This window comes from Corynebacterium sp. CNJ-954 (assembly GCF_001942345.1).
In the GTDB taxonomy this organism is placed as follows: Bacteria; Actinomycetota; Actinomycetes; order Mycobacteriales; family Mycobacteriaceae; genus Corynebacterium.
Genome location: NZ_MKKI01000045.1, coordinates 21,921 through 46,741, shown reverse-complemented (window position 1 = coordinate 46,741; position 24,821 = coordinate 21,921). Strand labels below are relative to the sequence as shown.

22 protein-coding genes and 3 pseudogenes are annotated in these 24,821 nt (G+C 67.6%); 12 read left to right on the top strand and 13 right to left on the bottom strand.

The window, feature by feature from the left end:
• Positions 1 to 157: 157 nt before the first annotated feature.
• On the bottom strand, positions 158 to 643 hold the full coding sequence (locus BJF89_RS19785) for a DMT family transporter (protein ID WP_255372726.1): 486 nt from the start codon (positions 641 to 643) through the stop codon (positions 158 to 160).
• Positions 644 to 1,136: 493 nt separating this feature from the next.
• Between BJF89_RS19785 and BJF89_RS16495 the strand changes: the two genes are divergently transcribed.
• From BJF89_RS16495 to BJF89_RS16465, 7 genes and pseudogenes are all read left to right on the top strand, one after another.
• On the top strand, positions 1,137 to 2,066 hold the full coding sequence (locus BJF89_RS16495; protein WP_075816164.1) for a LysR family transcriptional regulator: 930 nt from the start codon (positions 1,137 to 1,139) through the stop codon (positions 2,064 to 2,066).
• 24 nt (positions 2,067 to 2,090) lie between these two features.
• Positions 2,091 to 2,969 carry an HAD family hydrolase gene (locus BJF89_RS16490; RefSeq protein WP_222843858.1) on the top strand — a complete coding sequence of 293 codons (879 nt, stop codon included), beginning with the start codon at positions 2,091 to 2,093 and terminating at the stop codon, positions 2,967 to 2,969.
• A gap of 253 nt (positions 2,970 to 3,222) precedes the next feature.
• Entirely contained in the window at positions 3,223 to 3,891 is a 669-nt protein-coding gene (locus BJF89_RS16485; protein WP_083650986.1) for a TetR/AcrR family transcriptional regulator, read from the top strand.
• The gene (locus BJF89_RS16480) at positions 3,875 to 5,605 is read left to right on the top strand and encodes an AMP-binding protein (protein ID WP_075816162.1); all 1,731 of its coding nucleotides are present in this window, start codon (positions 3,875 to 3,877) and stop codon (positions 5,603 to 5,605) included. The genes BJF89_RS16485 and BJF89_RS16480 overlap by 17 nt, the downstream gene beginning before the upstream one ends.
• Positions 5,605 to 8,891: pseudogene (locus tag BJF89_RS16475) on the top strand (carboxyl transferase domain-containing protein). The gene BJF89_RS16480 and the pseudogene BJF89_RS16475 overlap by 1 nt, the downstream one beginning before the upstream one ends.
• An 81-nt stretch (positions 8,892 to 8,972) precedes the next feature.
• Positions 8,973 to 9,551, top strand: coding sequence for a hypothetical protein (locus BJF89_RS16470; protein WP_075816161.1), 579 nt, complete (start codon positions 8,973 to 8,975; stop codon positions 9,549 to 9,551).
• A 73-nt stretch (positions 9,552 to 9,624) separates the two neighbouring features.
• A complete protein-coding gene (locus tag BJF89_RS16465) occupies positions 9,625 to 10,806 on the top strand; it encodes an MFS transporter (RefSeq protein WP_255372713.1) in 1,182 nt (393 codons plus the stop codon).
• Here BJF89_RS16465 and BJF89_RS16460 read toward each other — a convergent pair.
• The 9 genes and pseudogenes from BJF89_RS16460 to BJF89_RS16420 form a co-directional block, all read right to left on the bottom strand.
• Positions 10,788 to 11,399, bottom strand: coding sequence for a response regulator transcription factor (locus BJF89_RS16460; RefSeq protein WP_075816160.1), 612 nt, complete (start codon positions 11,397 to 11,399; stop codon positions 10,788 to 10,790). The two genes, BJF89_RS16465 and BJF89_RS16460, sit on opposite strands and share 19 nt — an antisense overlap.
• A complete protein-coding gene (locus BJF89_RS16455) occupies positions 11,396 to 12,460 on the bottom strand; it encodes a sensor histidine kinase (protein WP_075816159.1) in 1,065 nt (354 codons plus the stop codon). The genes BJF89_RS16460 and BJF89_RS16455 overlap by 4 nt, the downstream gene beginning before the upstream one ends.
• Entirely contained in the window at positions 12,457 to 13,224 is a 768-nt protein-coding gene (locus BJF89_RS16450; RefSeq protein ID WP_075816158.1) for an ABC transporter permease, read from the bottom strand. Before BJF89_RS16450 ends, BJF89_RS16455 begins: the two co-directional genes overlap by 4 nt.
• Positions 13,221 to 14,081, bottom strand: coding sequence for an ABC transporter ATP-binding protein (locus BJF89_RS16445; RefSeq protein ID WP_075816157.1), 861 nt, complete (start codon positions 14,079 to 14,081; stop codon positions 13,221 to 13,223). The genes BJF89_RS16450 and BJF89_RS16445 overlap by 4 nt, the downstream gene beginning before the upstream one ends.
• 93 nt (positions 14,082 to 14,174) lie before the next feature.
• Positions 14,175 to 14,951: an SDR family oxidoreductase gene (locus BJF89_RS19780; RefSeq protein WP_255372725.1), complete on the bottom strand. Its 777-nt coding sequence runs from the start codon at positions 14,949 to 14,951 to the stop codon at positions 14,175 to 14,177.
• 567 nt (positions 14,952 to 15,518) lie between these two features.
• A pseudogene (locus tag BJF89_RS19775) lies at positions 15,519 to 15,914 on the bottom strand (lipase family protein); the annotation flags it as partial.
• A gap of 271 nt (positions 15,915 to 16,185) precedes the next feature.
• On the bottom strand, positions 16,186 to 17,235 hold the full coding sequence (locus tag BJF89_RS16430; RefSeq protein ID WP_075816156.1) for an ABC transporter substrate-binding protein: 1,050 nt from the start codon (positions 17,233 to 17,235) through the stop codon (positions 16,186 to 16,188).
• A gap of 129 nt (positions 17,236 to 17,364) precedes the next feature.
• Entirely contained in the window at positions 17,365 to 18,417 is a 1,053-nt protein-coding gene (locus tag BJF89_RS16425; RefSeq protein ID WP_075816155.1) for a triacylglycerol lipase, read from the bottom strand.
• Between the two features lie 94 nt (positions 18,418 to 18,511).
• Positions 18,512 to 19,537: a glycerophosphodiester phosphodiesterase family protein gene (locus BJF89_RS16420; protein WP_139312137.1), complete on the bottom strand. Its 1,026-nt coding sequence runs from the start codon at positions 19,535 to 19,537 to the stop codon at positions 18,512 to 18,514.
• A 161-nt stretch (positions 19,538 to 19,698) separates the two neighbouring features.
• On the opposite strand from BJF89_RS16420, the gene BJF89_RS16415 reads away from it, so the two are divergent.
• Entirely contained in the window at positions 19,699 to 20,148 is a 450-nt protein-coding gene (locus tag BJF89_RS16415; protein WP_075816154.1) for a DUF4442 domain-containing protein, read from the top strand.
• Here the strand turns inward: BJF89_RS16415 and BJF89_RS16410 are convergent.
• Positions 20,145 to 21,197, bottom strand: a complete 1,053-nt coding sequence (locus BJF89_RS16410) for a methyltransferase (RefSeq protein ID WP_139312136.1) — start codon at positions 21,195 to 21,197, stop codon at positions 20,145 to 20,147. The two genes, BJF89_RS16415 and BJF89_RS16410, sit on opposite strands and share 4 nt — an antisense overlap.
• Positions 21,198 to 21,343: 146 nt before the next feature.
• On the opposite strand from BJF89_RS16410, the gene BJF89_RS16405 reads away from it, so the two are divergent.
• Together BJF89_RS16405 and BJF89_RS16400 are read left to right on the top strand one after the other, a co-directional pair.
• A complete protein-coding gene (locus BJF89_RS16405) occupies positions 21,344 to 22,240 on the top strand; it encodes a GDSL-type esterase/lipase family protein (RefSeq protein WP_083650972.1) in 897 nt (298 codons plus the stop codon).
• Positions 22,241 to 23,245 carry a DNA glycosylase AlkZ-like family protein gene (locus BJF89_RS16400; protein ID WP_075816153.1) on the top strand — a complete coding sequence of 335 codons (1,005 nt, stop codon included), beginning with the start codon at positions 22,241 to 22,243 and terminating at the stop codon, positions 23,243 to 23,245.
• On the opposite strand, the gene BJF89_RS19055 is transcribed toward BJF89_RS16400, so the two are convergent.
• Positions 23,205 to 23,384, bottom strand: coding sequence for a hypothetical protein (locus tag BJF89_RS19055; protein ID WP_187344735.1), 180 nt, complete (start codon positions 23,382 to 23,384; stop codon positions 23,205 to 23,207). The genes BJF89_RS16400 and BJF89_RS19055 overlap by 41 nt on opposite strands.
• Positions 23,385 to 23,432: 48 nt before the next feature.
• Here BJF89_RS19055 and BJF89_RS19050 point away from each other — a divergent pair, with 48 nt between their 5' ends.
• Positions 23,433 to 23,651, top strand: a complete 219-nt coding sequence (locus BJF89_RS19050; protein WP_187344734.1) for a hypothetical protein — start codon at positions 23,433 to 23,435, stop codon at positions 23,649 to 23,651.
• Between the two features lie 26 nt (positions 23,652 to 23,677).
• Here BJF89_RS19050 and BJF89_RS20085 read toward each other — a convergent pair.
• Positions 23,678 to 23,779 (bottom strand): annotated as a pseudogene (locus tag BJF89_RS20085) (TetR/AcrR family transcriptional regulator); the annotation flags it as partial.
• Positions 23,780 to 23,874: 95 nt separating this feature from the next.
• Between BJF89_RS20085 and BJF89_RS16390 the strand changes: the two are divergent.
• Positions 23,875 to 24,819 (top strand): ABC transporter permease, encoded by a 945-nt coding sequence (locus BJF89_RS16390; protein ID WP_075816285.1) that lies wholly within the window; start codon positions 23,875 to 23,877, stop codon positions 24,817 to 24,819.
• Positions 24,820 to 24,821 lie beyond the last annotated feature (2 nt).

Genomic DNA, 24,821 nt, shown 5'->3' with positions numbered 1-24,821 from the left:
GTTCCCCGGCGATGACGTCGGACGGCGGCCGCTGCTGGAATTCGAGGCGGGCTACATCAAACGCTCGGAGCACATCACACCCCGGCAGGCGACCGGTCGCCGTGGCTGTACCGCCAGGACTACCTGCGCGAATGGCCGGAGCTCGCCCGTGGCGACCTCACTGATGAGATGGTGTTCGACGACGCAGCAGTGGACGTCGCACGCGCTCTTCCCGCGGTGGCCGGACAGTCCGTTGGTGCGCCGACCATGTGATGCCGACGGACGCCGCGATGACCAGCACGACGGTGACGCCGCGCATCGCCGTCATCTCCTGGTCGAGCAGGACGAACCCGGCGAGTGCGGCGAATGCGGGTTCCAGGCTGATCAGGACGCTGAACACGGCGGCCGGCAGGCGGCGCAGCGCCGCGAGTTCCAGCGAGTAGGGGATCACCGAGGCCATCAGTGCGGTGACCACCGCGGGAATCAGCAGCCACGGGTCGACGCTGATGCCTTCGACGGCGGCGCCTCCGACCGGTGCGAGCATCAGACCGCCGAGCAGCATGGCCACGGCCAGGCCACCGGTGCCCGCGATGCGGCGTCCCACGGCGGCGGAACCGACGATGTAGCCGACCCAGAACACCCCGGCGATCAGCGCCAGCAGCATGCCGACCGGATCGAGGGCGGCGTCGGACAGGGCCTCGAGGCCGAGAACGGCCATGCCGGCGGCGGCGAGGCCGACCCAGACCAGGTCGCCGCGACGCCTCGACGTCAGCCCGGCGTAGACCAGCGGACCGATGAACTCGATGGCCACCGCCGCGCTCATCGGGATGCGGTCCAGGGAGGCGTAGAAGAACCCGTTCATCGCGGCCATCATCACGGCGAAGAAGACGACGGCGCGCCAGTCTCCCCGGGACCAGGAGCGTAGTGCCGGCCGCGCGATCAGCAGCAGCAGGGTACCTGCGATGGTCAGACGGAGGAAGGTGACGCCCCAGGTCCCGAGGGAATCGAAGAGGCCGACAGCGGTCGCCGCGCCGAACTGCAGGGATGCGCAGGACGCCAGGACGAGGGAGGAGGAACGGGTGATGCTCATGGCTCTCATTGTGGGGCCCGGAGTATTGGTTCGTCTATCTCAGGAATATGAACGATAATGGTGAACTGTGCTGAACATTCACCGTCTGACCCTGCTGCGTGAGGTCCACCAGCGCGGCACTCTGGCCGCCGTGGCCCGCGAGCTGCACTATTCCCCGTCCGCGGTGTCCCACCAGCTCAGCCAGCTGGAGCGTGAGGCCGGGGTTCCGCTGCTGGAGACGGTGGGACGTGGTGTGCGGCTCACCGAGGCTGCTCTCCGGCTCGTGGCACGTACCGACGAGGTCCTGACGATCCTGGACACCGCCGAGGCCGAGCTCGCCTCGTCGCGCTCCGGCGCGGAGGGGACGCTGCGGGTGACCAGCTTCCAGTCCGCGCTGGCCACGATCCTGCCGACAGCGTTGACGATGCTGGAGAAGCGGCACCCGGAGTTGAATGTGGAGGTCTACCACCGCGAGGTCGGCGAGGCCTTCGAAGGGCTGGCCGCACACTCCTACGACGTGGTCATCGGTGACGAGTTCCCCGGACAGCCGGAGCCGGTGCGCCCCGGGCTGCACCGCGAGGAGCTCTTCGCCGACCCGATGCTGCTGGTCCTGCCCACAGCGGGACGCTGGGCGGTACCGGCCGAGGAACTGGACGGGCTGGCCGACCTGGCCGACACCCCCTGGATCCTGGAGCCGGCGACGATGCCGCAGGGCCGGTGGGAACGGACCGTCCTGCGCGAAGCCGGAGTGGAGCCGCGGGTGAAGTGTGAGACCACCGATCCCATCCTGCGGGCTCACATGGCTAGGACCGGGCACGGTGTCACGGTGATCCCGGCGATGCTGGCCGGACCCCACCTTGACCACACCCAGGCGTTGGCGATGCCCGGCTCGCCGCACCGTCAGCTGTTCACCGCGGTGCGCGACGGCTACACCGGCCATCCCGGTGTGCGCGCGTTCCGTACCGCACTGGGGGCGGCTGCCCGGCGGGAGTCACCGGACACGCCGGAGCAACTCTGATGTTTCATGTGAAACCATGGGGGCATGACGGAAACCCCGACCACCTCCGAGCCCACCGCCGCCTCCACCTCCTGGCGCGACCTCTCCCCCACCCCTGACCTGGGCCTTGTGGTCCTTGACATGGACGGCACCCTGCTCCGGGCGGACGGCACTGTGCCCCCGGGGTTCTGGGACCTGCTGCCGGTGATGCAGGACCGCGGCATTGTCGTGGTGCCCGCCTCCGGACGTCAACACGCGACGCTGCACGACATGTTCGGTGACCACGGGATCCGGACGTACCTCGCGGAGAACGGTACCGTCGTCGTCCACGATGACGAGGTCGTCGCCACCTCTCCCCTGTCCGACGACACGGTGCGGCAGTGCATCTCTGCGGTACGCGCTACCGACCGTCGTCTAGGCCTGGTCATCTGCACGCCCGACGTTGCCTACGTGGAGAGCGCCGACCGCGAGTTCCTCGACGAGGCCGCGAAGTACTACCACTCCCTTGAGCAGGTCGATGACCTCACCACGGTGGACGCTCCGGTGGTGAAGGTCGCCGTCTTCGCCTTCGGTTCCGCCGAGGACGCTGCCCCGGGCCTGTTCACGGGCGAGGACGCCGCAGCTCCCGAGGTGGAGAAGACCAACGCGGTGGTGATCTCCGGGGCGAACTGGATCGACATCATGCGTACGGACGCCAACAAGGGTGCTGCCCTGCGTGACCTGCAGAAAGAACTAGGTGTCTCGCCGGCCGACACCGCCGTGTTCGGCGACTACCTCAATGACCTGGAGATGATCGGCGAGGGCGACCTGTCCTTCGCAATGGCCAATGCGCACCCCGGCATCACCGCAGCGGCGAACTACACCGCCCCGGCCAACACCGAGGACGGCGTGGTGCAGGTGCTGCGGCAGTTACTGGGGGTGTGAACCGCGCAGATTCTCATTATCGATAACGAGGGAAATACGAGCATGAACTACACAGAACAGGTGCTGTACCCCTTCCGCCGCAGGCCCTGACGCCCCCTCCCTGACACACCCTCCCCTGGCATGGACGCTGCAGGGGGTGGTCAAGCAGCGAAAAACCACCACAACCCTGGGGTTCCCAGCCTCCCGCCAACGCTGACCCATAACTTAGTAGGTCCAACCTATTGACATTGACGTCAATGTCACACATGATGTGATGATGGACACACCACAGGCCACAGAATGGTCGGTCCGCACCGAAAAGAGCCGGGAGGACAGCACCACCCGCAAGGCTCTGCTCGACGCGGCCCGTACCGTGGTCTCGGACTGCGGTTACACGCGCATGACCGTCAGTGACATCACCACCGCCGCCGGTGTCAGCCGCGCCACCTTCTACGTCTACTTCTCCTCGAAGAAGGACGTCTTCTCCGTACTCGCCCACGAGGTCCGCGACCGGTTCCTCGCGGCGCAGGATCTCAGGAACCTCGACGGCGACGATGACCGGGCCGTCGCCTTCGCCACCGTCGGGGCATACCTGGACGCCTACACCGACAACCTCGCGTTCCTCACTGTCCTGGAACACCAGGCGCTCGCCGACGCCGACATGAGGGCGCTGTACGTCGAGACGCAGCACCGGTCGCTCCGCCGCTCCGCCCGCTACATCGAGCGGCTCGTCGCCGCCGGTCGCGCTGACCCGGCCGCTCCACCCGATGCCGTCGCCCGTGCAGCAGGCGGAATGTTGGCGTCCTACGCCGACGTCGTGGCCGCCGACCCGGGTCAGCGCGACCGCGTCGTCGCCGACGCCACGGCGATGTTCCTCCGTCTGCTGGGCATCCCACACCACACCAACCACACCGAGGAGACCCCCGATGACCGACACAACTGACACACCCACCACACCCACCGTTCTCGACGCAGCCATCGCCGAGGTCCGCGCCGTCCAGGAGAAGAACTGGCCGTCCCAGGTGCCCCGCACCGTCACCTACCCCGCCGGAACCGACGGCATCGTCGAGTACCTCTGGCACTGGGCCGCCACCCGCCCCGATGAACCCGCGATCATCTTCTACGGCAGGACAATCACCTACGCGGAGTACGACGAGCTCAGCGACCGTTTCGCCGGGTGGCTGCTGGCGCAGGACGTCCAACCCGGCGACCGTGTGGGCGTGCACCTGCCGAACTGCCCGCAGTTCAATATCGCCATGCTCGGCATCCTGAAGGTCGGGGCCGTGCACGTGCCGATCAACCCGCTGTTCCGCGAGCACGAACTTCGCCACGAGCTCAACGACGCCGGGGTGACCGTCCTGCTCACCGACGTCGAATCGGCGCAGATCGTCGAGGAGATCCGGCCGGACACCAGCGTCCGGCACGTGGCAACCACCGGACTCAGCGACATGCTGACCGACACCCCGCCGGTGGCACCGCCGTTCCCCGTCTCCCCCGGCGCCAGCGACGACTGGAATGAGATCCTGTCCGCCGACCGCGCTCCGCGTCGCCCGAGTGACCCGGACGCGCTCGCCTCACTGAACTACACCGGCGGCACGACGGGGCTGCCGAAGGGGTGCGAGCACACCCAGGGCCACATGCTCTACACCGCAGCGTCGGGGACCGTCGGCACGGGACGCCAGGTCGGTGAGCACCCGCTGCGCGCGATCGCCTTCCTCCCGATCTTCTGGATCGCCGGTGAGGACCTCGGCATCCTGCTCCCCCTGGTCAACGGCGGCACCTCGGTGCTGTTCACCCGCTGGGACGCCACCGCAGTGCTGGACGCGGTGGAACGTCACCAGGCGACCGACCTGTCGGGCATGGTCGACAACGCCCTGGAGCTGCTCGACCACCCGGACTTCAGCCAGGACAAGGTCAGCAGCCTGGTCAGCGTCCTCGGCATCTCCTTCGTCACCAAGCTCAACCCGGAGATCCGGAAGCGGTGGAGGGACGCCGCCGGCCAGACCCTGCGGGAGGCGTCCTACGGCATGACCGAGACCCACACCCTCGACACCTTCACCCTCGGCTTCCAGGACGACGACGCCGACCTGCACAGTGAGCCGATCTTCTGCGGGATGCCACTGCCGGGCACCGACATCCTCATCATCGACGAGGACGGTCACCCCGTCCCACTCGGGGAGACCGGCGAGATCATCCTGCGTAGTCCGTCCATCCTGACCTGCTACTACAACAACCCGGAGGCGACGGAGAAGGCGTTCATCGACGGTTGGTTGCGGACCGGCGACGTGGGCAGCATCGATGAGGGCGGCACCCTGCACTACCGGGCACGCAACAAGGAGATGATCAAGACCAACGGCATGTCGGTGTTCCCCGCGGAGGTCGAGACGATCATGCGGCTGCACCCCGACATCGACACCGTCGCCGTCGTCCCCCGGTCCCACCCGGAGAAGGGCCAGGTCGCGGCCGCATTCGTCACTCTCACCGAGGACGCCGACACCGAACACAGCGCCGCCGGCGAGGAGGCCCTGCACGCCTGGGCCAAGCTGAACATGGCCGGGTACAAGGTCCCCGTCGTGACCATCATCGACGAGATGCCGATGACGACCACCGGGAAGATCCGCAAGGGCGACCTGTTCGAGAACGAGGAGAACCGCTGATGACCAGCACCGACACCGCCGATGAGACCGGCGTGACCGTCCTGGTCGCCAACCGCGGGGAGATCGCCCTGCGCATCATCCGTACCGCCCGGGAACTGGGCCTGCACACCCTCGCCGTCTACGCGCAGGACGATGCGGCAGCACCACACGTCACCGCCGCCGATGACGCCGTCGCGCTGGACGGGGCGGGCCCGCGCGCCTACCTCGACCGCGACGCGATCGTCGCAGCAGGGGTCGCGCACGGTGGCGACCGGGTGCTGGTCCATCCGGGATACGGGTTCCTCAGCGAGGACCCCGAGTTCGCCCGGGCCTGCGACCGCGCCGGACTCACCCTGGTCGGCCCGGCGGCCGAGGTCCTCGACAACTGCGGTGACAAGTCCGCCGCCCGACGACTCGCCGAGTCCGCCTCCGTCCCCGTCCTGCCCGCGACCAGCGGTCCGAGCAGCCTGGACGAGGTTCTCACCTTCACCGAGGGGCGCGACGGTGTCATGATCAAGGCACTCGCCGGCGGTGGCGGGCGCGGTATGCGCGAACTCCGCGCCGACGGCGGAGCCATCGACCCGGACGCCGTCGCTGCCGCGTACTCCGCCTGCGCCGCGGAAGCCGAGGCCGGTTTCGGTGACAGTTCGGTCTTCGCCGAGGAGCTCCTGCTCGACGCCCGTCACATCGAGGTCCAGATCCTCGGTGGCACCGACCGCTCCGGTGCCACCGTCGTCCGTGCGCTGGGAGACCGGGACTGTTCGGTGCAGCGTCGCCACCAGAAGCTCCTCGAGATCGCCCCCGCCCCGTTGCTGGACGACGCCGTGCGCAGGACGGTGCATGAGGCGGCGGTCCGCCTCGGTGCCGCCGTGGACTACCGGAGTGCAGGCACCGTCGAGTTTCTCGTCTCCGGCGACCGCGCTGTGTTCCTGGAGATGAACCCGCGCCTGCAGGTCGAGCACACCGTCACCGAGGAAACCACCGGGACCGATCTCGTGGCGCTCCAGCTCCTCATCGCCCTGGGCACCGCCACCGACGACCTGGACCTGCCGGACGGTGTCACCGCCACCGGCGCCCGCGACACCGCGGTGAGCGGGTCGCCCGCCGCCGCCACCGGCACCGCGATCCAGGCCCGGGTGAACATGGAGACAATGTCGACGGACGGCTCCACCACACCGTCCTCCGGCACCCTGCGCCTCTTCGCCCCACCCGCCGGGCCGGGCATCCGGGTCGACACCTTCGGCCGCACCGGCCTGACCCCGAGCCCCCGCTACGACTCCCTGCTGGCGAAGGTCATCGCCCACACCCGCACCGGCGGCCTGGACACCGCCGCACGCAAGACCGCCGACGCCTTGGCCGAGTTCACCGTCGACGGTGTCGCCACCAATGCGGCGTTCCTGCGCGCCGTCCTCGACGACGAGGAGTTCCGTGCCGGGGCCGTGCCGACGTCCTACCTCGCCAGACGTCTCCCCGACCTGGTCGAGACCGCTGCGGCATACCCGCCCGCCACTGCACCGGCCCCGGAGGACACCACCGTCCGTTCCGCCGCGGTACCGGATCTGGAGCCCGGGGAGATCACCCTCGACGCACCGATGACCGGTGTCGTCGTCCAGGCCGTGGACGACGGAACCTCGGTGACCGCAGACGCGGAGGTCATCCTGCTCGAGGCGATGAAGATGCACCACGGCGTAACCGCAGGTCAGGACGTGACAGTCTCCCGCATCCTCGTCTCCGCCGGTGACACCGTCGTGGCCGGGGACCCCGTCGCCGTCCTGCGTCCCGGGACGTCCGGGGCCGACACGGCCGCCGCCGAGGCCGTCGATCTCGACGCCACCCGTGACGACCTCACCCTGATCCGGGACCGTCATGCCGGCGTCCTCGACGAGGCGCGTCCCGAGGCGATGACGAAGCGTCACGGACGCGGTCGCCGCAGTGCACGGGAGAACATCGAGGACCTCGTCGACGAGGGCAGTTTCGTCGAGTACGGTGCCCTGGCCGTGGCGGCCCAGGCCTCCCGCCGCAGCGAGGAGGACCTCATCGCCAACACCCCCGCCGACGGCATGGTCACCGGTGTCGCCACCATCGACGGCCGGGAGACCGCGGTGCTCTCCTACGACTACACCGTGCTCGCCGGCACCCAGGGCATGCGTAACCACGCCAAGACCGACCGCATCATCGACGTGGCTACCCGGCGCGGTATCCCCCTCGTGCTGTTCGCCGAGGGCGGCGGCGGTCGTCCCGGGGACACGGACGTCGTCGGGGTGGGGCTCGACGTCGGCACCTTCCGCTCCCTGGCGTCCCTGAACGGGAAGGTACCGCTGGTCGCGGTCGTCTCCGGCCGGTGTTTCGCCGGCAACGCCGCCCTGGCCGGAGTGTGCGACACGATCATCGCCACCCCGGACGCGAACATCGGGATGGGTGGCCCGGCGATGATCGAGGGCGGTGGCCTCGGCGCACACCGCCCTGAGGACATCGGACCGGTCGAGATTCAGCGGCACAACGGTGTCATCCACCTGCCCGCCGATGACGAGGCGCACGCCGTCGCACTGGCCCGGCAGTACCTCTCCTACTTCGGTGCGTCGGGGACCGGCGACTGGGAGGCCCCGGATCCGCGGCTGGCCCGGCACGTCGTCCCGGAAAACCGGTTGCGCGCCTATGACATGCGCGCGGCCATCGACGCCGTCGCCGACGTGGGATCGGTGCTCGAACTGCGTCCCGACTACGCGACCGGGGCCGTGACCGCCCTGATCCGGGTCGAGGGACAGCCCTACGGTGTCGTGGCCAACGCGGCAGGTTCCCTCGGCGGTGCCATCGACGCCGTCGCCTCCGACAAATTCACCGACTTCCTCACTCTCTGTGAGGCCCACCGCCTGCCCGTCGTGTCCTTCTGTGACACCCCGGGTTCATGGTCGGACCGGAGTCGGAGAAGGAGGCGACCGTCCGACGCTTCGGCCGGATGTTCGTGGCCGGCGCCAAGCTGACCGTACCGACCGGGACGGTCATCCTGCGCAAGGCGTACGGGCTGGGTGCGATGGCCATGGCGGCCGGGTCCTTCCGCGCGTCGCAGTTCACCGTCGCCTGGCCGACCGGCGAGATCGGCGCCATGGGTCTGGAGGGTGCCGTCCGTCTGGGTTACCGCAAGGAGCTCGCCGCGGTGGACGGAGCCGACCGGGACGCGCTCTTCGACTCACTGCTCGCCGACGCCTACGCGAAGGGGCGGGCCGTGAACGCGGCGATGACCTTCGAACTCGACGACGTCATCGACCCTGCGGACACGCGTGCGTGGATCAGGACCCTCGTGCCCTGAGGGAGAGGTGGGACGTGACCTGGTAGGCCTGGTAAACCTGGGGGGTACCTGAACGTACCTCGACGTGGAGAGAGAACAACGATGAACCGACGCCGCGCCGCCGGCACCACCGCCCTGGCTGCCGTCCTCACCCTCGGAACCCTCGGAACCCTCAGCGCCTGCAGCGATGACAGTGACACCGCCGACAGCGCTGACAGCACCGCTGCCCCGGAGACCGTGACCGAGACGGTGACCACGGAAGCCAGCGAGACCGCTGGGACCTCTGAGACCTCTGAGACCTCTGAGACCCAGGTCCCCGAGGGTCACATCACCGTCTCCACCTCGGGTAGCGGGCCGACGGCGATCACCACCGAGGACACCCCGGAGGGTGAAACCTACGGGACCTCCGGCACGCTCGTCGTCGGCCCCGGTTCGTGCTTCGCGCTCAAGGAGTTCGGCAACCGCGGTGGCGACAACACTCCCCGGCCGCTGGTTCTGCCCGTGGACTCCGAATTCGTCACCCAGGGTGGTCGTCCGTCGGTGACGCTGCCGGACAAGGACACCGTGTATGTGGGCGAGAACATGGATGTCGACGTGGTGTCCATGAAGCTCAGCGAGCTCGACGGCCTGCCGGACGCCTGCGCCCGCGGCGCGTCCCAGACCGGCCTCGTGGTGAACTGAGCCCTCCCCCGTCAGCCCACCCCGGAACCATAAGTATCCGACATTATGTGAATCCTATGCCAGAGTGTGAGCCATGACACTTGCACCCTGGGTCCGGATCGCCCTGGGGATGTTCGCCGTCTCCTACGGCGCGAACCTCTTCGCCCCACTCCTGCCTGTGATGCGCGAGATGCACGGGCTGGGCCAGGCACCGGTGAACTTCATCCTCGCCGTGTACGTCCTGGGCCTCATCCCCGCCCTGATGGTCGGTGGACCGTTGTCCGACAGGCGGGGTCGGCGTTCCGTCGTCCGGCCCGCGCTGCTGTTCTCCGCGACAGGGACGGTGGTGACGCTCGCGGCCCATCTCGGCGTCGACGCGACGTGGGGGCCCGTCCTGCTCTGTGTCGGACGGATGCTGACCGGCATCGCCGTGGGCCTGGTGCTCGCCGCCGGGGCGTCGTGGCTCAAGGAGGTCACCGCGGTGACCGACGGGAACGACGGTGCGGCCGCCCGACGCGCGACCGCAGCCACCTCCGCCGGGTTCGGTGTCGGCCCGTTGGTCAGTGGGCCCGTCGCGGAATGGCTGCCGGGGCCGGACACCACCCCGCTGATCATCCACCTGGTGATGATCCTGGTGCTGACCCCACTGGTGTGGGTCACCCCGGAAGCAGGACGGCGGACAGCCTCCCGTCTGCAGTTCCCGCCGTCGGCGAGGACTCCCCGGTTCCTGTTCACCGTGGCGCTGTGGGCTCCGTGGGCGTTCGGACTGGCGACGACGTCTTTCGCCGTGCTCCCGCCGCTGGTGACGTCGGACGTGTCCGCGCCCGTGGCGTACACCGGTCTGATCGCCGGGGTCGCCATGCTGACCGGCACTGTCGTGCAACCCTGGGCCGGACGGCTGCCGACCGGGGCACCCGTCTCCCCGCCGCTGTACGCACTAGGCACTGCCGTGATCGGCATGGGCGCTGCAGTCATCGTGGTCACCACCCATGCGGTGTGGTTCCTGGTGCCGACCGCGATGATCCTCGGCACCGCCTACGGCATCATGATGGTGTCAGGGTTGCGGGAGGTGCAGCGTATCGCCGCACCGGAGGAGCTGGGGTCCCTCACCGCCGTGTTCTACGCCCTGACCTACCTGGGGTTCTTCATGCCGTTCGCCATCGCGTTGATCGCACCACTGGTCGGATACGTCACCGTGTTCCTCGTCGGTGTCGCGGTCTGCGTGATTTCCGCAGTGGCCGTGGCGGTCGCCTCCCGTCACAGCCAGCCGTTCTGATCCGCGACGGTGACCGCCTCGAAACGGTTCGAGGCACCGGTCTTCCCGATGACCGAGGAGAGGTGGTTACGGACCGTGCCCTGGGACAGGTGCAGTTCCGCCGCGATCTCCCGGATGCCCGCACCGCCCCGTGCCGCGCGGCAGACCTCGACCTCTCTGCCGGTCAGCGGTGAGTCGGGGGTGAACAGCGACTCCTCCGCCAACGCCGGGTCCACGACCCGCAGTCCCTGGTGGACACGCCGCACCGCCTCGGCCAGTTGGGACGGCGGGGTGTCCTTCACGACGAAGCCACTGACCCCGGCGGCCAGCGCCTTGCGCAGATAACCGGGACGCCCGAACGTGGTGACGATCACCGTCCGACAGGACAGCCCCGACCCCTCTGCCTGCAACGCTTCAGCCGCCTCGATCCCGGTCATCCCCGGCATCTCGATGTCGAGCAACGCGACATCGACCCGGTGCGACCGCACCGCCTCAACCACCTCATCGCCCCGGCCCACCTCGGCCACCACCTCCAGGTCATCCTCGGTACCCAGCAGTGCCGCGAGTGCACCCCGCACGAGATCCTGGTCATCGGCTATCAGGACACGGATCATGATTCTCCCGTCATCGACACCGACAGGCGCGTCCCCGGCTCCACCGCCGTGACCGTCAGCGTGCCGCCGGCGTCCTCCACCCGACGGCCCAGCCCTGACAGCCCGTTGCCCCGCTCACCGTCCCACCCGACGCCGTCATCGACGACCTCGACGCGATCGGTGGACATGGTCACCTCGCAACGCCGTGCACGCGAATGCCGGATGACGTTGGTGACGCCCTCCCTCACCACCCACGAATACAGGTGTGCGTTCACGCCCGCCACCGACACGTCCCCCGGCAACACAGCCTCGATACCCGCCGTGGTCAACGCCCGGCGTGCGGCCTCGACCTCACCGGCGAGGTCCGGCGACCGCATCCGGGTCACCGTGGAACGCACCTCCGCCAGTGCCGTCCGCGACAGCCGCGTGATCTGCTCGAGTTCATTCTTCGCCGCAGAGGGGTCGGTGTCGATCAACCGGCCCGCCAGCTCCGACTTCAGGGTCACCACAGTGAGGGAATGGCCCAACAGGTCGTGGACGTCCGCGGCGATGGACTCGCGCTCCCGCGCGATCGCGAGCTCGTGCTCCAGATGCGCCCTCTCCTCGTACCGACGGGTCACCAGCACCACGGCGTACACCATCAACGGTGACGCAAGCGTGCCTCCCAACACGCCCGGCATGGCCTCGGGCTCAGTGAGGTAGATCAGCCCCGTCGACCCGAGGACCAGCGCAACCGTCGCCGGAAGACTGAGTACCAGGGGCAGGGGGAAGGCCAGCACGGCGACGAAGAACGGGACGAGGAACGCCGCGAGGGAGCCGATCACCGCGGCGGTCGCCACAGCCACCAGCGCGAGCAGAGTGAACCAGAACAGGTACCGCCGCGATATCGTCAACCGCTGCGGCCACTGGTCGATCATCCCGAAGGCGACGGCGTAGACGGCGCTGAAGAGGATGAGCAGGGCGATACCGGCGACAGTGCGCCCCGTCACCCCCTCCGTCACCACGAGCACGAGGGCCGGTACGACGAGGACGACCAGCCAGATGGAGGCCATCAGGCTGGAGGAACCGTCGAAATTCTTCATCGCCGACCCTTCTCCCGGTTGTGCAGTGCCAGGACAATGAGGATGAACACCGCCGACCAGGCCAGGAAGTTCACTATGGCCCACCATAGCGGGTCATGAACCAGGCCCGGGTCGTACGAGACCGACTGGTAACCCTCGGTCAGCGGCGAGCGTGCCAGGGACGCCGGACCGTAGAGCGGGCTGAAGCGTCCGACGGTCATCATGGTCTCCGGCAGGGGCATGAAGAGATTGCCGAGGAATGCCAGCACAACGATGCTCGTCCCGGCGATACTCACCGAATTCTCGGTCGGCCACATCTGCGACCACATCATCCCGTAGAAGCCGAAGGGGATCGCACCGACGACACACAGCAGGAAGGACGTCGCCCACGCCGTACCGGGCATCGATGCCCCCGTCACGGCTCCGACAGTGAACACGGCCGCCACCGGCAGCACCGAGCGGATGGTGATGCCGAGCAGACGCGACGCCAGCAACTGTCCGTGGGTCAACGGGGTGAGCGCAAGCTGGCGTCCCCACCCGGTGGTGCTCTCCACGACGATCTGACCGGCGGCGGCGACCGCACCGGTCACGCCGGCGTAGAGCGCCATCCCGATCATGATGTAGGCGGAGACGTCACCCTTCCCGACAGGCTCATCGCCGAAACCCATGGCCTGGCCGAAGACCAGGTAGAACAGGACCGGCAGTCCCATGGAGAAGAAGAGCATCGCACCGTCGCGGTACAGGCGGCGCAGGTCGTGGAGGGCGAAGTGCAGGGTGGTGGTCATGACTGGTCACTCCCGTTGCTGGTGAGCCGGATGAAGGTGTCTTCCAGTGTCTGTGCGGAGATCCGCAGGTTCATCGCGCCACGGGCGAGCAGCTCGCGCGCAAGTTCATCGGACGCGGTGGTGGTCACCCGGTGGTGTCCGTCCAGGTCGTACTCGACGACGACGTCGCCGTCCTGGAGTTCGGCCGGGGTGCCGTCGGCGATGATCACGCCCGCGTCGAGCAGGACGATGCGTCGGGCGAAGTCCTGCGCCTCCTGCAGGTAGTGGGTGGCGAACAGGACGGTGACCCCGCGGTCGGCCTGGACGCGCATCGACTCCCAGAATTCGTGCCGGTTGGCGGGGTCCATCCCTGCGGTGGGCTCGTCGAGGATGAGCAGCTCGGGGTCGCCGAGCAGGGCGAGGGCGAAGCGCAGCCGCTGCTGTTCACCGCCCGAGCAGCGTCCCACCCGCTGTCGGCGCATGTCCGTGAGCTTGGCGTGCTCCAGCACCTCGTCCACGGGACGAGGATTGGTCAGGGTCGCGGCGATCATCTTCACCGTCGCCTCGACGGTCATGTCGGGCAGCAGCCCCCCGGTCTGCATCACGGCACCGACCCGTTGACCCGTGACCGCCTGCCGCGGTGTTCCTCCGACGACGGCGACCTTGCCCGTGGTGGGTTTCGTCAGGCCGAGGATGAGGTCGATCAGGGTCGTCTTGCCTGCTCCGTTGGGGCCGAGCAGGGCGACGATCTCGCCCCGGTCGACGGTGAGGTCGACGTCGTCCAGAGCCACGACCCGGCGGTTACCGGTTCCCCGGAACGTCTTGCCCAGCCGCTCTGTGTGTACCGCTGCGGTACCTGTGGTGTCTGCGGTGTTCATACCCCCACTCAACCGCGGGACCGCAGCCGGTACCCCGCCCCACTGTCACCGTTTCCCCGTGACAGTTGTCATGGTGTCAGCGGAGTGCCACCGTCAGCCGGCGATGAGCCTGTTCACCTGACGCACCACCGGCGACGGGGCGAACTTGGCGGACCACCGCAGCAACAGGTCAGGTGTGGACACCGAGTAGTCCTGGCGCTGACGCTCGAACCAGTTCTTCGGGTGCACGGACTTCCACACGGCGTCGGCGACGTCCTCGGTCTTGATCCGCACGCCGAGACGCTTGGTGGAGGCGGCCTCGACGTCGGCGAGCTTCGTCTTGACCCACAGCGGCATGATGTTGACCACGCGGATCTTGTCCTTGCGCCACTCCAGACTCATGGCCTGGGTGAAACCGTGGACGTAGAACTTCGACGCCGAGTAGGGGGTGATGTGCGGCTGTCCGTAGATGCCGGACGCCGACCCCATCGACACCATGTGCGAGCCCTTGGTGTTCTTCAGGTACCGGTGGGCAGCGCGGGCACCGAAGGTGATTCCGGTGCAGTTGATCTCGATCTGCTTGGCGATGAGGCCGGGAGCCTGCTCGGCGACATCGTGGTCGCCGATGATGCCGGCGTTGTTGTCGAGGACGTCGAGCTTGCCGCCGGTGTGCGAGGTGAAGTCGGCCAGGGCCTGCTCCCAGGACTCGTAGTCGGTGACGTCGAGGCGTCCGGTGATGATGTCGGGGTACTGCTCCTTGAGCAGTTCCAGCCCCTGTTCGTCGATGTCGTAGGCGCCGACGGTCCACCCGGCGTTGCGGAACTTCAGCGCCACTTCGCGGCCGATGCCGGCGGCACCACCGGAGATGAAAATGCTCTTCGAGTTGTTCATGGACGGCAATCTATCAGGGCTCGAACATAAATACATCACATTCGGAGAAAAGATTAGGTATTCCTCGCTACAGAGGCCAGTCCTGCTCTTCTGACCAGGCCAAAGCATTCGCCTCGCTATCGCCGACAGTCCGTGTCCCTGTGTCGGATACGTTCGCAGCTCCACCTCGGCGCCGGTACCTCTCACCCGTGACACCCAGGGATCGACCTGTGCACGCGGCGTGACCACGTCAAGGTCACCCTGCTGCACAAGGATGGGAGCGGAAAAACCGCTGTCAGGGATCGCCGTGTCGGCCCGGAGCCGTGCGAGTTCCGGGGTCCCCGCCAGAGGACGGGTCACCAGATCTCCCGGGGCAACTCCAGATGACTTGTCCACCATGTCCCGGTAGCAGAGGTCCTGGCCGGCTGCGACAAGGTTCCGGGCACGGTCGGTGAACACCGGGCTTCCGGCGATCCCGGTCCCGGCGTTGTCCATCCCCGCGAGCAGATAGCTGACATAGGTCACCAGCTGCCCGGTGACCCGGGGAACGGCGGGGATACCCGGGCTGAGGAAACTGACGTAGCCGCCGATGTCGGCCGGCAGTGACCCCGCTGAACTGCCCACCAGAGTTTCATCCGGCGCATAGTCCTCGATGATCCGGTTGACCCAGACGGAGGTGTGCGCACCCTGCGAGCCGCCGTCGGTGACAAAGCCCGGCGCGAGTTCCTGCCCGGTGAGAACCGGGTAGACCGCCCGGGCGGCACGGACTGCGTCGACAGAGTTCTTCGCCGAGATCTCGCCGTGGTTGTAGGCGTGGCCGACGGCGTCACCGTCCTGCCCGATGCCGGCGTACTCCGGCACGACGAGAGCGTAACCCTCCTCGAGCCAGGGCCCGAGCCAGTCGTCGTATCCTCCTCCCGTGCCGAGACGCAGTCCGACGCCACACTCCGGGCCGAGTCCGACGGTGCCGTGGTTGTAGGCCATCAGCCGCACGGTGCCGTCCTCACGCGTACGCGCGGGGACGTACACGTTCGCCTGCGTCTCCACCGGACCGCCCGTAGCCCCCACGGAGATGTAGGTGATCCTGTGCACTGCGACCGCTCCACGTACTCCGGCGTCCGGGACGGCCGAGACGTCCTCAGTCCGGATCACTGTCCCCGGCGCATCAGGCCACGCCTGACCGGCAGCAGCCTGGCCGGTACCGGCACCCGCCAATGCCACACAGAGCAACAGACCTGTCGTGGTCCGACGACGGCTATTCACCGGACACGGTGTCTGCCAGCAACGGGGCGAGCGTCTCAAGCTCCCACTGGGTCGACAGGGGTCCGGGGTATCCGATGGCCCACGCCAGATTGCCCTCCTGCTTCTCCCCGTCGATGTCGAAGGCAGCCTCCGGAGGTGTCATGAAGGCGTGGTTGTGGATGACCAGGACGTGCCCGTCCTTCACCGGCTGCAGGTTCTGGAATACCGGATTGTCCTCCAGCTCGGCGATCTTGCCGTCAGAATTGTCGATGATGACGAGGACGTCGGCGGCAAGATCGGAGATGCGCTCCTCGGGGATGGAGCCCTCCGGCAGATCGACTGCTCCGGGGGTACCACTGAAGCCGATGCTGGAGAGCAGATCGGCGAGATCGGTGCCCTCCGGGTTCAGGTGGAGCATCTGATCGAGTCCGAAGTAGTTGATCATCGTCAGTGATTTACCGTCGAACTCCGGGTGTTCGTCCCTGATCCTCGTGGCGGTCTCTGTGGTCTCCGTGATCACGGCCTCCGCCTCGTTCTGCTTGCCGAGCGCCTCACCGAGGTTCGTGGCTGTCTGTTGCCAGTTACCGGCGACGTCCTCGGTGGTCTCGGCGGCGATGACGGGAGCAATCTCGCTCAACTTGTCGTAGTCGGCGCTGAGGTCCATCTGGCTCGCCACGATGAGGTCCGGCTCGGCGGCGGCGATCTCCTCGATCGGCGCCATCTGGTTCTCGTCGTAGGTGAAGGTCAACTCAGGTTCCCCAGGCATGGCGTCCATGGTGTAGAACTCCTGTGCCTGCGTGGCGTCCGACATGATCACCGGTGTCTCCCCCAGCGCGGCGAGCACATCGGAGTCCTTGTACCCGAGTGAGGCGATGCGGGTCGGTTTCTCCTCGAGCGTGGATTCTCCCCACGGGGAGGTGAATGTGACGGGGTACGTGCCGTCAGCGGAGTCTGAGGCGGCGGTGTCGTCACCTCCGTCCGATGAACAGGCACTGATGCTGAGCCCCAGCAGGGCGGCTGACATGAGGGCCGCAGCAGGGCGGCGACGGAAGGTGACGGTCATATGGAGTTCTCCTCGGAAACGGTCCGGCCACTCCGGACCGCTCTCAATCTACGGAGAGATACTTAGCAAGGCAAGCCTAAAGCAAGGTAGCCCTGGTGCCGCACGGTTCGGTGACCGTCCAGTGACCGTTCAGTGACCGATCAAAGGCCTGGCGTTCTCAGACAACCGTCCGAACGGTCCGGTCAGTCCCTCGGTGAATTCCGTGGTCCCGCCACCCATGATCGGCGAGTTGGGGGTGCAGCGTTTCTCCGGGACGCTGCCCGGATCCAGGGCGTCGCGCGCGATGTCGACGACCCGCGGTGAGTAGGACATGGAGATGTGGTCGGAATGGTCCTGTGCGCAGCCGTCCTGAACCGTGACGTTGCTGACCGTCGCGCCCTCCCCGGCAGTGAGGAAAGTGGAGTCGTACGGGGTGGTGACCTCGTCGTACTCCGTGGCCACCACGGTGTAGTCGACGCCGGGTACCGTGTCACCGCGTTCGTTGAGCCTGGTGAGCAGAGGTGATCCGTACTGTTGCTGGGTCCCCGCCTCCCCGATGACGTAGTCCAGGGCCGGGTCGAGATCCAGGCCGAGACCACCGATGAACCGGTTGAGATTGGCGATGCCGGACAAGGTGGTGCCGTGGTTCGTCGCGCCGAGTGTCACTGTCTTGTCGACCTTCTCGGCTCCCCCGTTGTAGGCCAGGTACTGGCGGGCGAGCAACCCACCCTGGGAGTGACCGACCAGGTCAACCTCCCTCGTACCGGTTGCCTCGAGCACCCGGTCGACGAACGCCGCGATCTCACCGGCGGAGGCGGCGATGTCGCCCGTGCCGAAGGTGTTCGGCAGGACGGTGCCCACCCCGCCCTTGTCGAGGATCTCGGCACGACCGTAATTCGGGGCAAAGACGCAGTACCCGTCGGCGGCGAGCTGCGGTGCCAGCCCTGACCAGTTGTCGTAGGCGTTCTCCCATGTTCCGTGGATGAGGACAACCGGGTTCGGGTGGTCTTTGCCGGGGGTGCAGTCCCAGTCGTTGGCCCCGGCCGGTGACCGCTGCGGGTCATGGAAGCTGTCGACGAAGGCGTCGACGAAGTTGGACGGCGAACGGGTCTCAGCGACGGCCGTCGGGGCCGTTGTCGCCACCGCCGCGACGGCAGCGGCGCCCAGCAGCGCAACGACAGATTTGGTTTTGATGCTCAACATGAACGGGAGAATACCGCGGGCGGTGTGGACGCATGGGAGGTTCGGTCATTTCTCGCATTTCTTGGCCCGGCCGACTACTGACCTGTGGGGCGTCTCAGATCCGGAAGGCGATTCCGCGCTCCTCGAGAACCCCCTTCAACCGTGTGGGGTAGTCGGTGATGATGCCGTCGGCGCCCGCGGCGAGATACTCCTCCATGTCGGCTGTCTCGTTCACCGTCCACGGCACCACACGGAAACCGGCGGCGTGAGCACGGTCGATGAACGTGGTGGGGTCCTCGTAGCCGTAGTCCGGGCTCAGCACCTCGACCCCCAGCTGCTGCGCAGCCGCGATGACGTCCCCGCCGACCTCGTCGTAGTCGACCGGCCCGAGGTAGGGCGAGTCCGCGTTCCACGTGGTCCCGTCCCACAGTGCAATCAGCGGGACCTGCGGCGCGCGCTCCCGGACCAGCGGCAGGGACGACCAGTCGAAGGACTGGACGGCGATACGGTCGGTGGTCCCGGCGTCCTCCGCCGCATCGAGGATGGCATCGACGTAGTCCTGTGCAGGCGCGGAACGTTCCGGGTTCTCCGCCTCAATCTTGGTCTCGATGTTGAAGTGCACCTGCGGATCACGTGCGGCGATGTCGAAGACGTCCGCCAGCTGCAGCATCCGGTTGTCCGGGTCATGGACGGCCTCCGGGTAGTCCGGTAGAGCACGACTGCAGTTCAGCGTCTGCAGCTGCTCCCAGGTGAGGTCGTGAACGTCCTGACCGACGTATTCGCCGGTGCATTTGTCGGCCTGGACGGAGGCGTCGTGCCAGACGACGGGGACACCGTCCTTCGACAGGTGGACGTCCAGTTCCAGGGTGGTCACCCCGAGGTCGAGGGCGTGGTCGAAGGCCGCCCGGGATTCCTCGGTGTGTTCCCCGCGACCACCGCGGTGTGCCTGCAGGTCGAAGGTGGACGGGAGGTTGTCCACGGGCGAGACGTCCGGGGTTCCGACACTGCCGGAGACGCTCCCCGTCAGTTCGTCGGCGACGGCGATCGGGGCCGTGGCGACGGCCAGGGCGGCAAGGGAGGCAAGGGAGGCAAGGGAGACGATAAGGCGCGGAGTGTACAGGGTGCGCAGGGTGCGGGACATGGAGGCTCCTGGAACGTCGGTTCACTGACGCCGATGACGGTAAAGGACCGGCGCCGGCGCCGCCGGGCGCAGGACCCCGATGTACCGACTGTTCACCGGATATTCCGCTCCAGAACACCGAAACATAGGAAACAAGTTGTCTATCGTGGTACATACGGTGCATGGCCTTCTCACCACAGCAGCTCCGACGATTCATGCAGTACTGGCCGCCGTTCCTCGGTGCCGGTGTGAAAATCAGGGACTTCGCCGACGACGGCTCCCGCGTCGTCGTGACCCACCGACCCGGACGGTTGACGAAGAACGCCGTCGGCACGGCGTTCGGCGGCACGATCATGTCCATGACCGACCCCTTCTACATGCTCGCGTCCATGGCACGCCTGGGTCGTGACTACAACGTGTGGGACATCAAGGCTGAGGTCGACTTCGTGAAACCCGGCCGCGGCACCATCACCGCGGACATGCGGATCGACGACGCCACCTACGACCTCATCAGGGAACGCACCGCCGACGGTGCGAAGTACCTGCACTGGTTCGAGGTGGACGTCACCGACGACCGGGGGGACACCGTCGCACGGGTACGACGGCAGGTCTACTACCGCAGGAAGCGCTAGACCGACAACCGCCACAACGAGGTGACCTCGCGGGAGCGCGCGACGTGCAACGGATCGTCGGCGTCACGGACCTTGGGATGACGTGGGGCGGTGTCCTCGCGTCCGACGACGCGCAGACCTCCCTCGGCGATCCACTGGTCGAGTTGTTCCCGGCTCCGCAGCCCCAGGTGCTCGGCCAGGTCGGAGAGGACGAGCCATCCCTCCCCTCCGTCGGTCAGGTGGTCGGCCAGTCCGGCGAGAAAACGCCGTAGCGCCCCGGAGTCCGCATCGTAGATCCCCAGTTCGAGGTCCGAGGTCGGCGTCCCCGGCAGCCACGGCGGGTTGAACACGACCACGTCCGCCCGGTGGCCCTCCTGCCACAGGTCCGCCTCTACCACGTCGACCTCGCATCCCAGCCGCTCCAGGTTCCGCCGTGCACACACCACCGCGCGGGGGCTGACGTCCGTCGCCGTCACCGTCGCGCCATGACGTGCCAGCACCGCGGCGAGAACGCCGGTACCCGTCCCGATCTCCAGGACGTCCCGGCCGGCCACCTCGTCGGCGAGTGCGGCGACCAGACCGATGTACTCACTGCGCGTCGGTGAGAAGACACCGTAGTCCGGGTAGATGTGGTCCCCCAGTTCCTCGACCCAGACCCCCCGCTGGTGCCACTGCCAGGCGCCGAGCACGCCCTGCAGTTCGGTGAACGGCACCGTCCCCGGATGATCGTCGCCGTAGGCGTGACGGCAGGCGTCGCGGACGTCAGGGGCGCGCCGCAGGTCCAGCGTGTAGTCCTCCCCCAGTTCCACGAGGATGCGCCCGAGGACATCGGCCCGGTCGGCCCGGTCAGCACGCTGCCGGAGAAACAAGGCCGTCGCGTCCGCCGGCGCATTGCTCCGGGCTTTCCGGGCTTTCTGGGCTTTCTGGGCCTGTCGGTTCAACCGACGGTCGACGGCCTTGAGCAGCTGACGACCATTGTGGAAGTCGCCCCTCCACACCAGTGACCTTCCGGCCCGCAGGTGGCGCAATGCCTGGTCAGCCGTGGTGGTGTCGTCCGCAGTCTCGGTCATGACAGTGATTCTCCCACGGGACGCGGTGATCTCGGATCCAAAAGTAACAAGAACACCCACCGGAGCGTTGGGATCCCTTAGACTGTTTCACACTGTTACACACCAGCGCGGCCGACACCCGCCTGCGTTTCGAGAGGACGAACGACGTGACCACCCACAGGGCAACCCCCAGTCCCAGGCCCCACCGCAACAGACTCGTCCGGCGCATCCGGGCCGGCGCACTGGCCGTTGCCGCGGCCCTGTCCGTCGGCGCAGGTGCTGTCGTCGCCGCTCCGGCGGCCTCCGCCGCCCCCGCGGGCAACGTCGTGATCATGGGCGACTCCTACGCGGCGAACCCCGACCAGTACTACAACACGCTGCGCGGTATCGACGGATTCGTGCCGGACAACTACCCCGTGACCGGCAACTGCCTGCAGGCCCCGAACAACTGGCCACGCCTGATGCAGCAGCGCCACGGTCTGGCCGTCAACGACTGGTCGTGCTCCGGCATGACCTCGCACAGCGCCCTGGGCCGGATCGACCGGGCCGTGAACGCAGGCGACATCCACCGCGGTACCCGCACCGTCGTCCTGAACTACGGCATGAACAACTTCGGCCCCGGCGGCACCGACAACGGCGCCGACTTCCTCAACCCCGGCGACGTCCGCAACCGGTACCTCGCCGACGTCCGTGCAGCCGCCGCCAAGGTGCGCTCCGCCGCCCCGGGTGCCCGGATCGTGATGGCCGGGCAGATGGCGATCACCTCGAACGGCATGTTCTGCTTCGCCAATGTCGTACCCAACTTCCCCGCGGGCCTGCCGATCCCGGTGCTCAGCGACGTGGAGAAGTGGCTGCGCGGCAACCAGCAGGAGGCCGCCCGCCAGATCGGCGCATCCTTCGTGGACCTGAAGACCGAGACGGCCGGCAACGCCACCTGCTCGCCGGACCAGAACCGTTACGTCGCCGGCATCCTGGACACCACCACCCCGAACTACAACATGATGATCCACCCGTCTCTGAAGGGCTCCACCTTCATCGCCGACCGCATGGCCGGCGCCGTCTAGATGGACTCACTCGTTGAGGCGCGACTGGTGGCGCAGCGGCTGCTCACACCCGCCGACTCCGCCGTCGCCCTCCTCGAGACCATGGGCCCGATGCAGGGTCAGGACCTGACGGGGGTCCTCAGTTCCCTCGCCCTGCGTCTTCCCTCGGGTACGGACGTCACAGACGTACGCGACGCCTTCACCGCCGGGGAACTCGTGCGGGGGTACCCGATGCGCTCCACCGTCTTCGCGATGTCTGCCCGCGACGCCGGCTGGATCACCGAACTGTGCGCGGGCCAGCAACGTCGCGAATCCACCCGCCGTTGGGAGAAGGAAGGGCTCAGCCCCGCCGAGGTGACCCGCGCCCACGATGTCTTCCTGGAGTCGCCCGGACTGTCCCGTAAGGCCCTCGGCAACCTCTGGGCCCGTCACGGTTTCCCGGACGACACGGGATTCCGCTACCTGATGATCCGCGACATGATGCTGCACGGCACAGCGGTCTACGGACCTTTCGACGGTGACGACCAGCTCATCGTCCCCGCCACGCCGGTGCCCTACACCGGGGAGCACTCCCCCGCCTCGGAACTCCTGCTGCGCTACCTGACCGGCCACGGCCCGGCGGACCTCCGGGATTTCGCCTGGTGGACGAAACTGCCGCAACGGGTGGTGAAGGAGGCCTTCACCGAGATCGCCGATGAGGTGGAGACCACCGACGGACTGCACCACCGTCCCGGCCTGTACGACGAGGTCGCCAGCATGAGACGACGGGCGCACGGAACATTCGCGCTACCCGCCTTCGACGAGATCGTGCTGGGCTACCGTGACCGGCTGGCTTTCATGGCGTCCACCCACCACGACCAGGTCGCGCCCGGCAACCGTGGCGTCTTCCGTCGGACAGTGGTGCGCGGCGGCAAGTTCATCGCCACCTGGTCGGCCGCCGGAGTTGAACCATTCACTCCACTGAGCGCCACCGCAGAACGCGATGTCACCCGCGCGGTCCGGAATTACCCGCGAGCCCGGCGATGAACGTGTCGACCAACCACTCCGCCTGACCGGGAGCGAAACTCTCGGCCTTCTCCGGCATCGGACGTGACACCGCCGCCAGCCCGAGGTGGAAACGCCAGGGCGACAGCCCCGGTTCCACGAAACCCGAGGCTGCAGCCAACTCCAGTATGCCTGGTAGGCGGAGAGGAAGTGTTCGCGGAGCGGCTCGGTGTCGATCCACACCCGTCCGTCCACCGGGGTGACGGCGATGGTGCGTTCCGCCAGTGCCGCGACTTTCAGCGCAGCGACCTCATGCACGAAGGTGCGCCACCCCTCCGCCGATCCGTCCCAGTTCCCGGTGTGCCGGTCAATGATCTCGAGCACACGGTGGGCCATGTCCTCGATGAGACCGATCACGAGGTCATCCCGCGTGGGGAAATGGCGGTAGAGCGTGCCGATACCGACACCTGCTTCGGCGGCGACGGTACGCAGTGGCACCTCCGGACCGTTCAGGGCGAACAGGTCCCAGGCCGCGGCGATCAACGCGGCCCTCTTCTCCCGTGCATCGGCTCGCATCAACTCTCCTCTTGCATCTCAGTAACCGGAGGATTACGCTCCAGAAAAACGGAGCGTTTCGCTCCGATTAATACGCTACCATGCAGGAGATCCCCGTGAAGACGACACTCAAGCTCGGCGGCATCATCCTCGGCCTCACCGCGGCCGTCACCCTGATGCTGCTTGCCTTCCTCTCACCCCAGATGAACTCAGGCCCCGATGACATTCCCGTCGCGGTCACCGCACCCGAGCCGGTGGTCAACCAGCTCAGCGAGAACTTCGACGTCACCGTCTACGACGATCCGTCTGACGCCAAGGAGGCCGTTCTTGACCGCGATGCTGTCGGTGCCGTCACCGTCACCCCTGACGGGGCCACCGTCTACACCGCCTCCGGCGCCGGTCAGCCGTACACCCAGGTCCTCACCGGCGTCGCAGAAGGCATGAAGGCCGAGGTCGAGGACGTCGCTCCGACCACGCAGGACGATCCGACCACTGGCGGGCTCAGCGCACTCGCATTGCCGCTGGCGTTCGGCGGCATGGTGTCCGCGGCCGTCCTCTCGATGACGATGAAGAAGCGCTACGGCCTGCGGATCATCGGATCGGTGGTGTTCTCGATCCTCGCCGGTCTCGTGGTCGGAGCCATCCTGCAGTTCGGTTTCGGCACCTTCGACGGAAACTACTGGGAGACCGCGGGCGTGCTCGCACTCGGCATCGCCGGTACATCATTGTTCGTGCTCGGACTCGAGGCGTTGATCGGCTTCCCCGGGCTGGGGATCGGTGCACTGCTGACGCTGTTCGTCTCCAACCCGCTGTCGGGTATCGCCACGGGATGGCAGTGGCTGCCCTCCCCGTGGGGCGCGATCGGCCAGTTCCTGCCGATCGGTGCCGCCGGGAACGCCACCCGTTCCGTGGCGTTCTTCGACGGTGCCGGCATCGCACACTCCGTGTGGGTACTGCTCGCCTGGGTGGTGATCGGCATGGGCCTGGTGGGGCTCGCCGCACTGCGGTACCACAGGTTCACCTCCCGGCTCGCAGGAGAGAAGCACCCGGTGGAGGCCTAGTA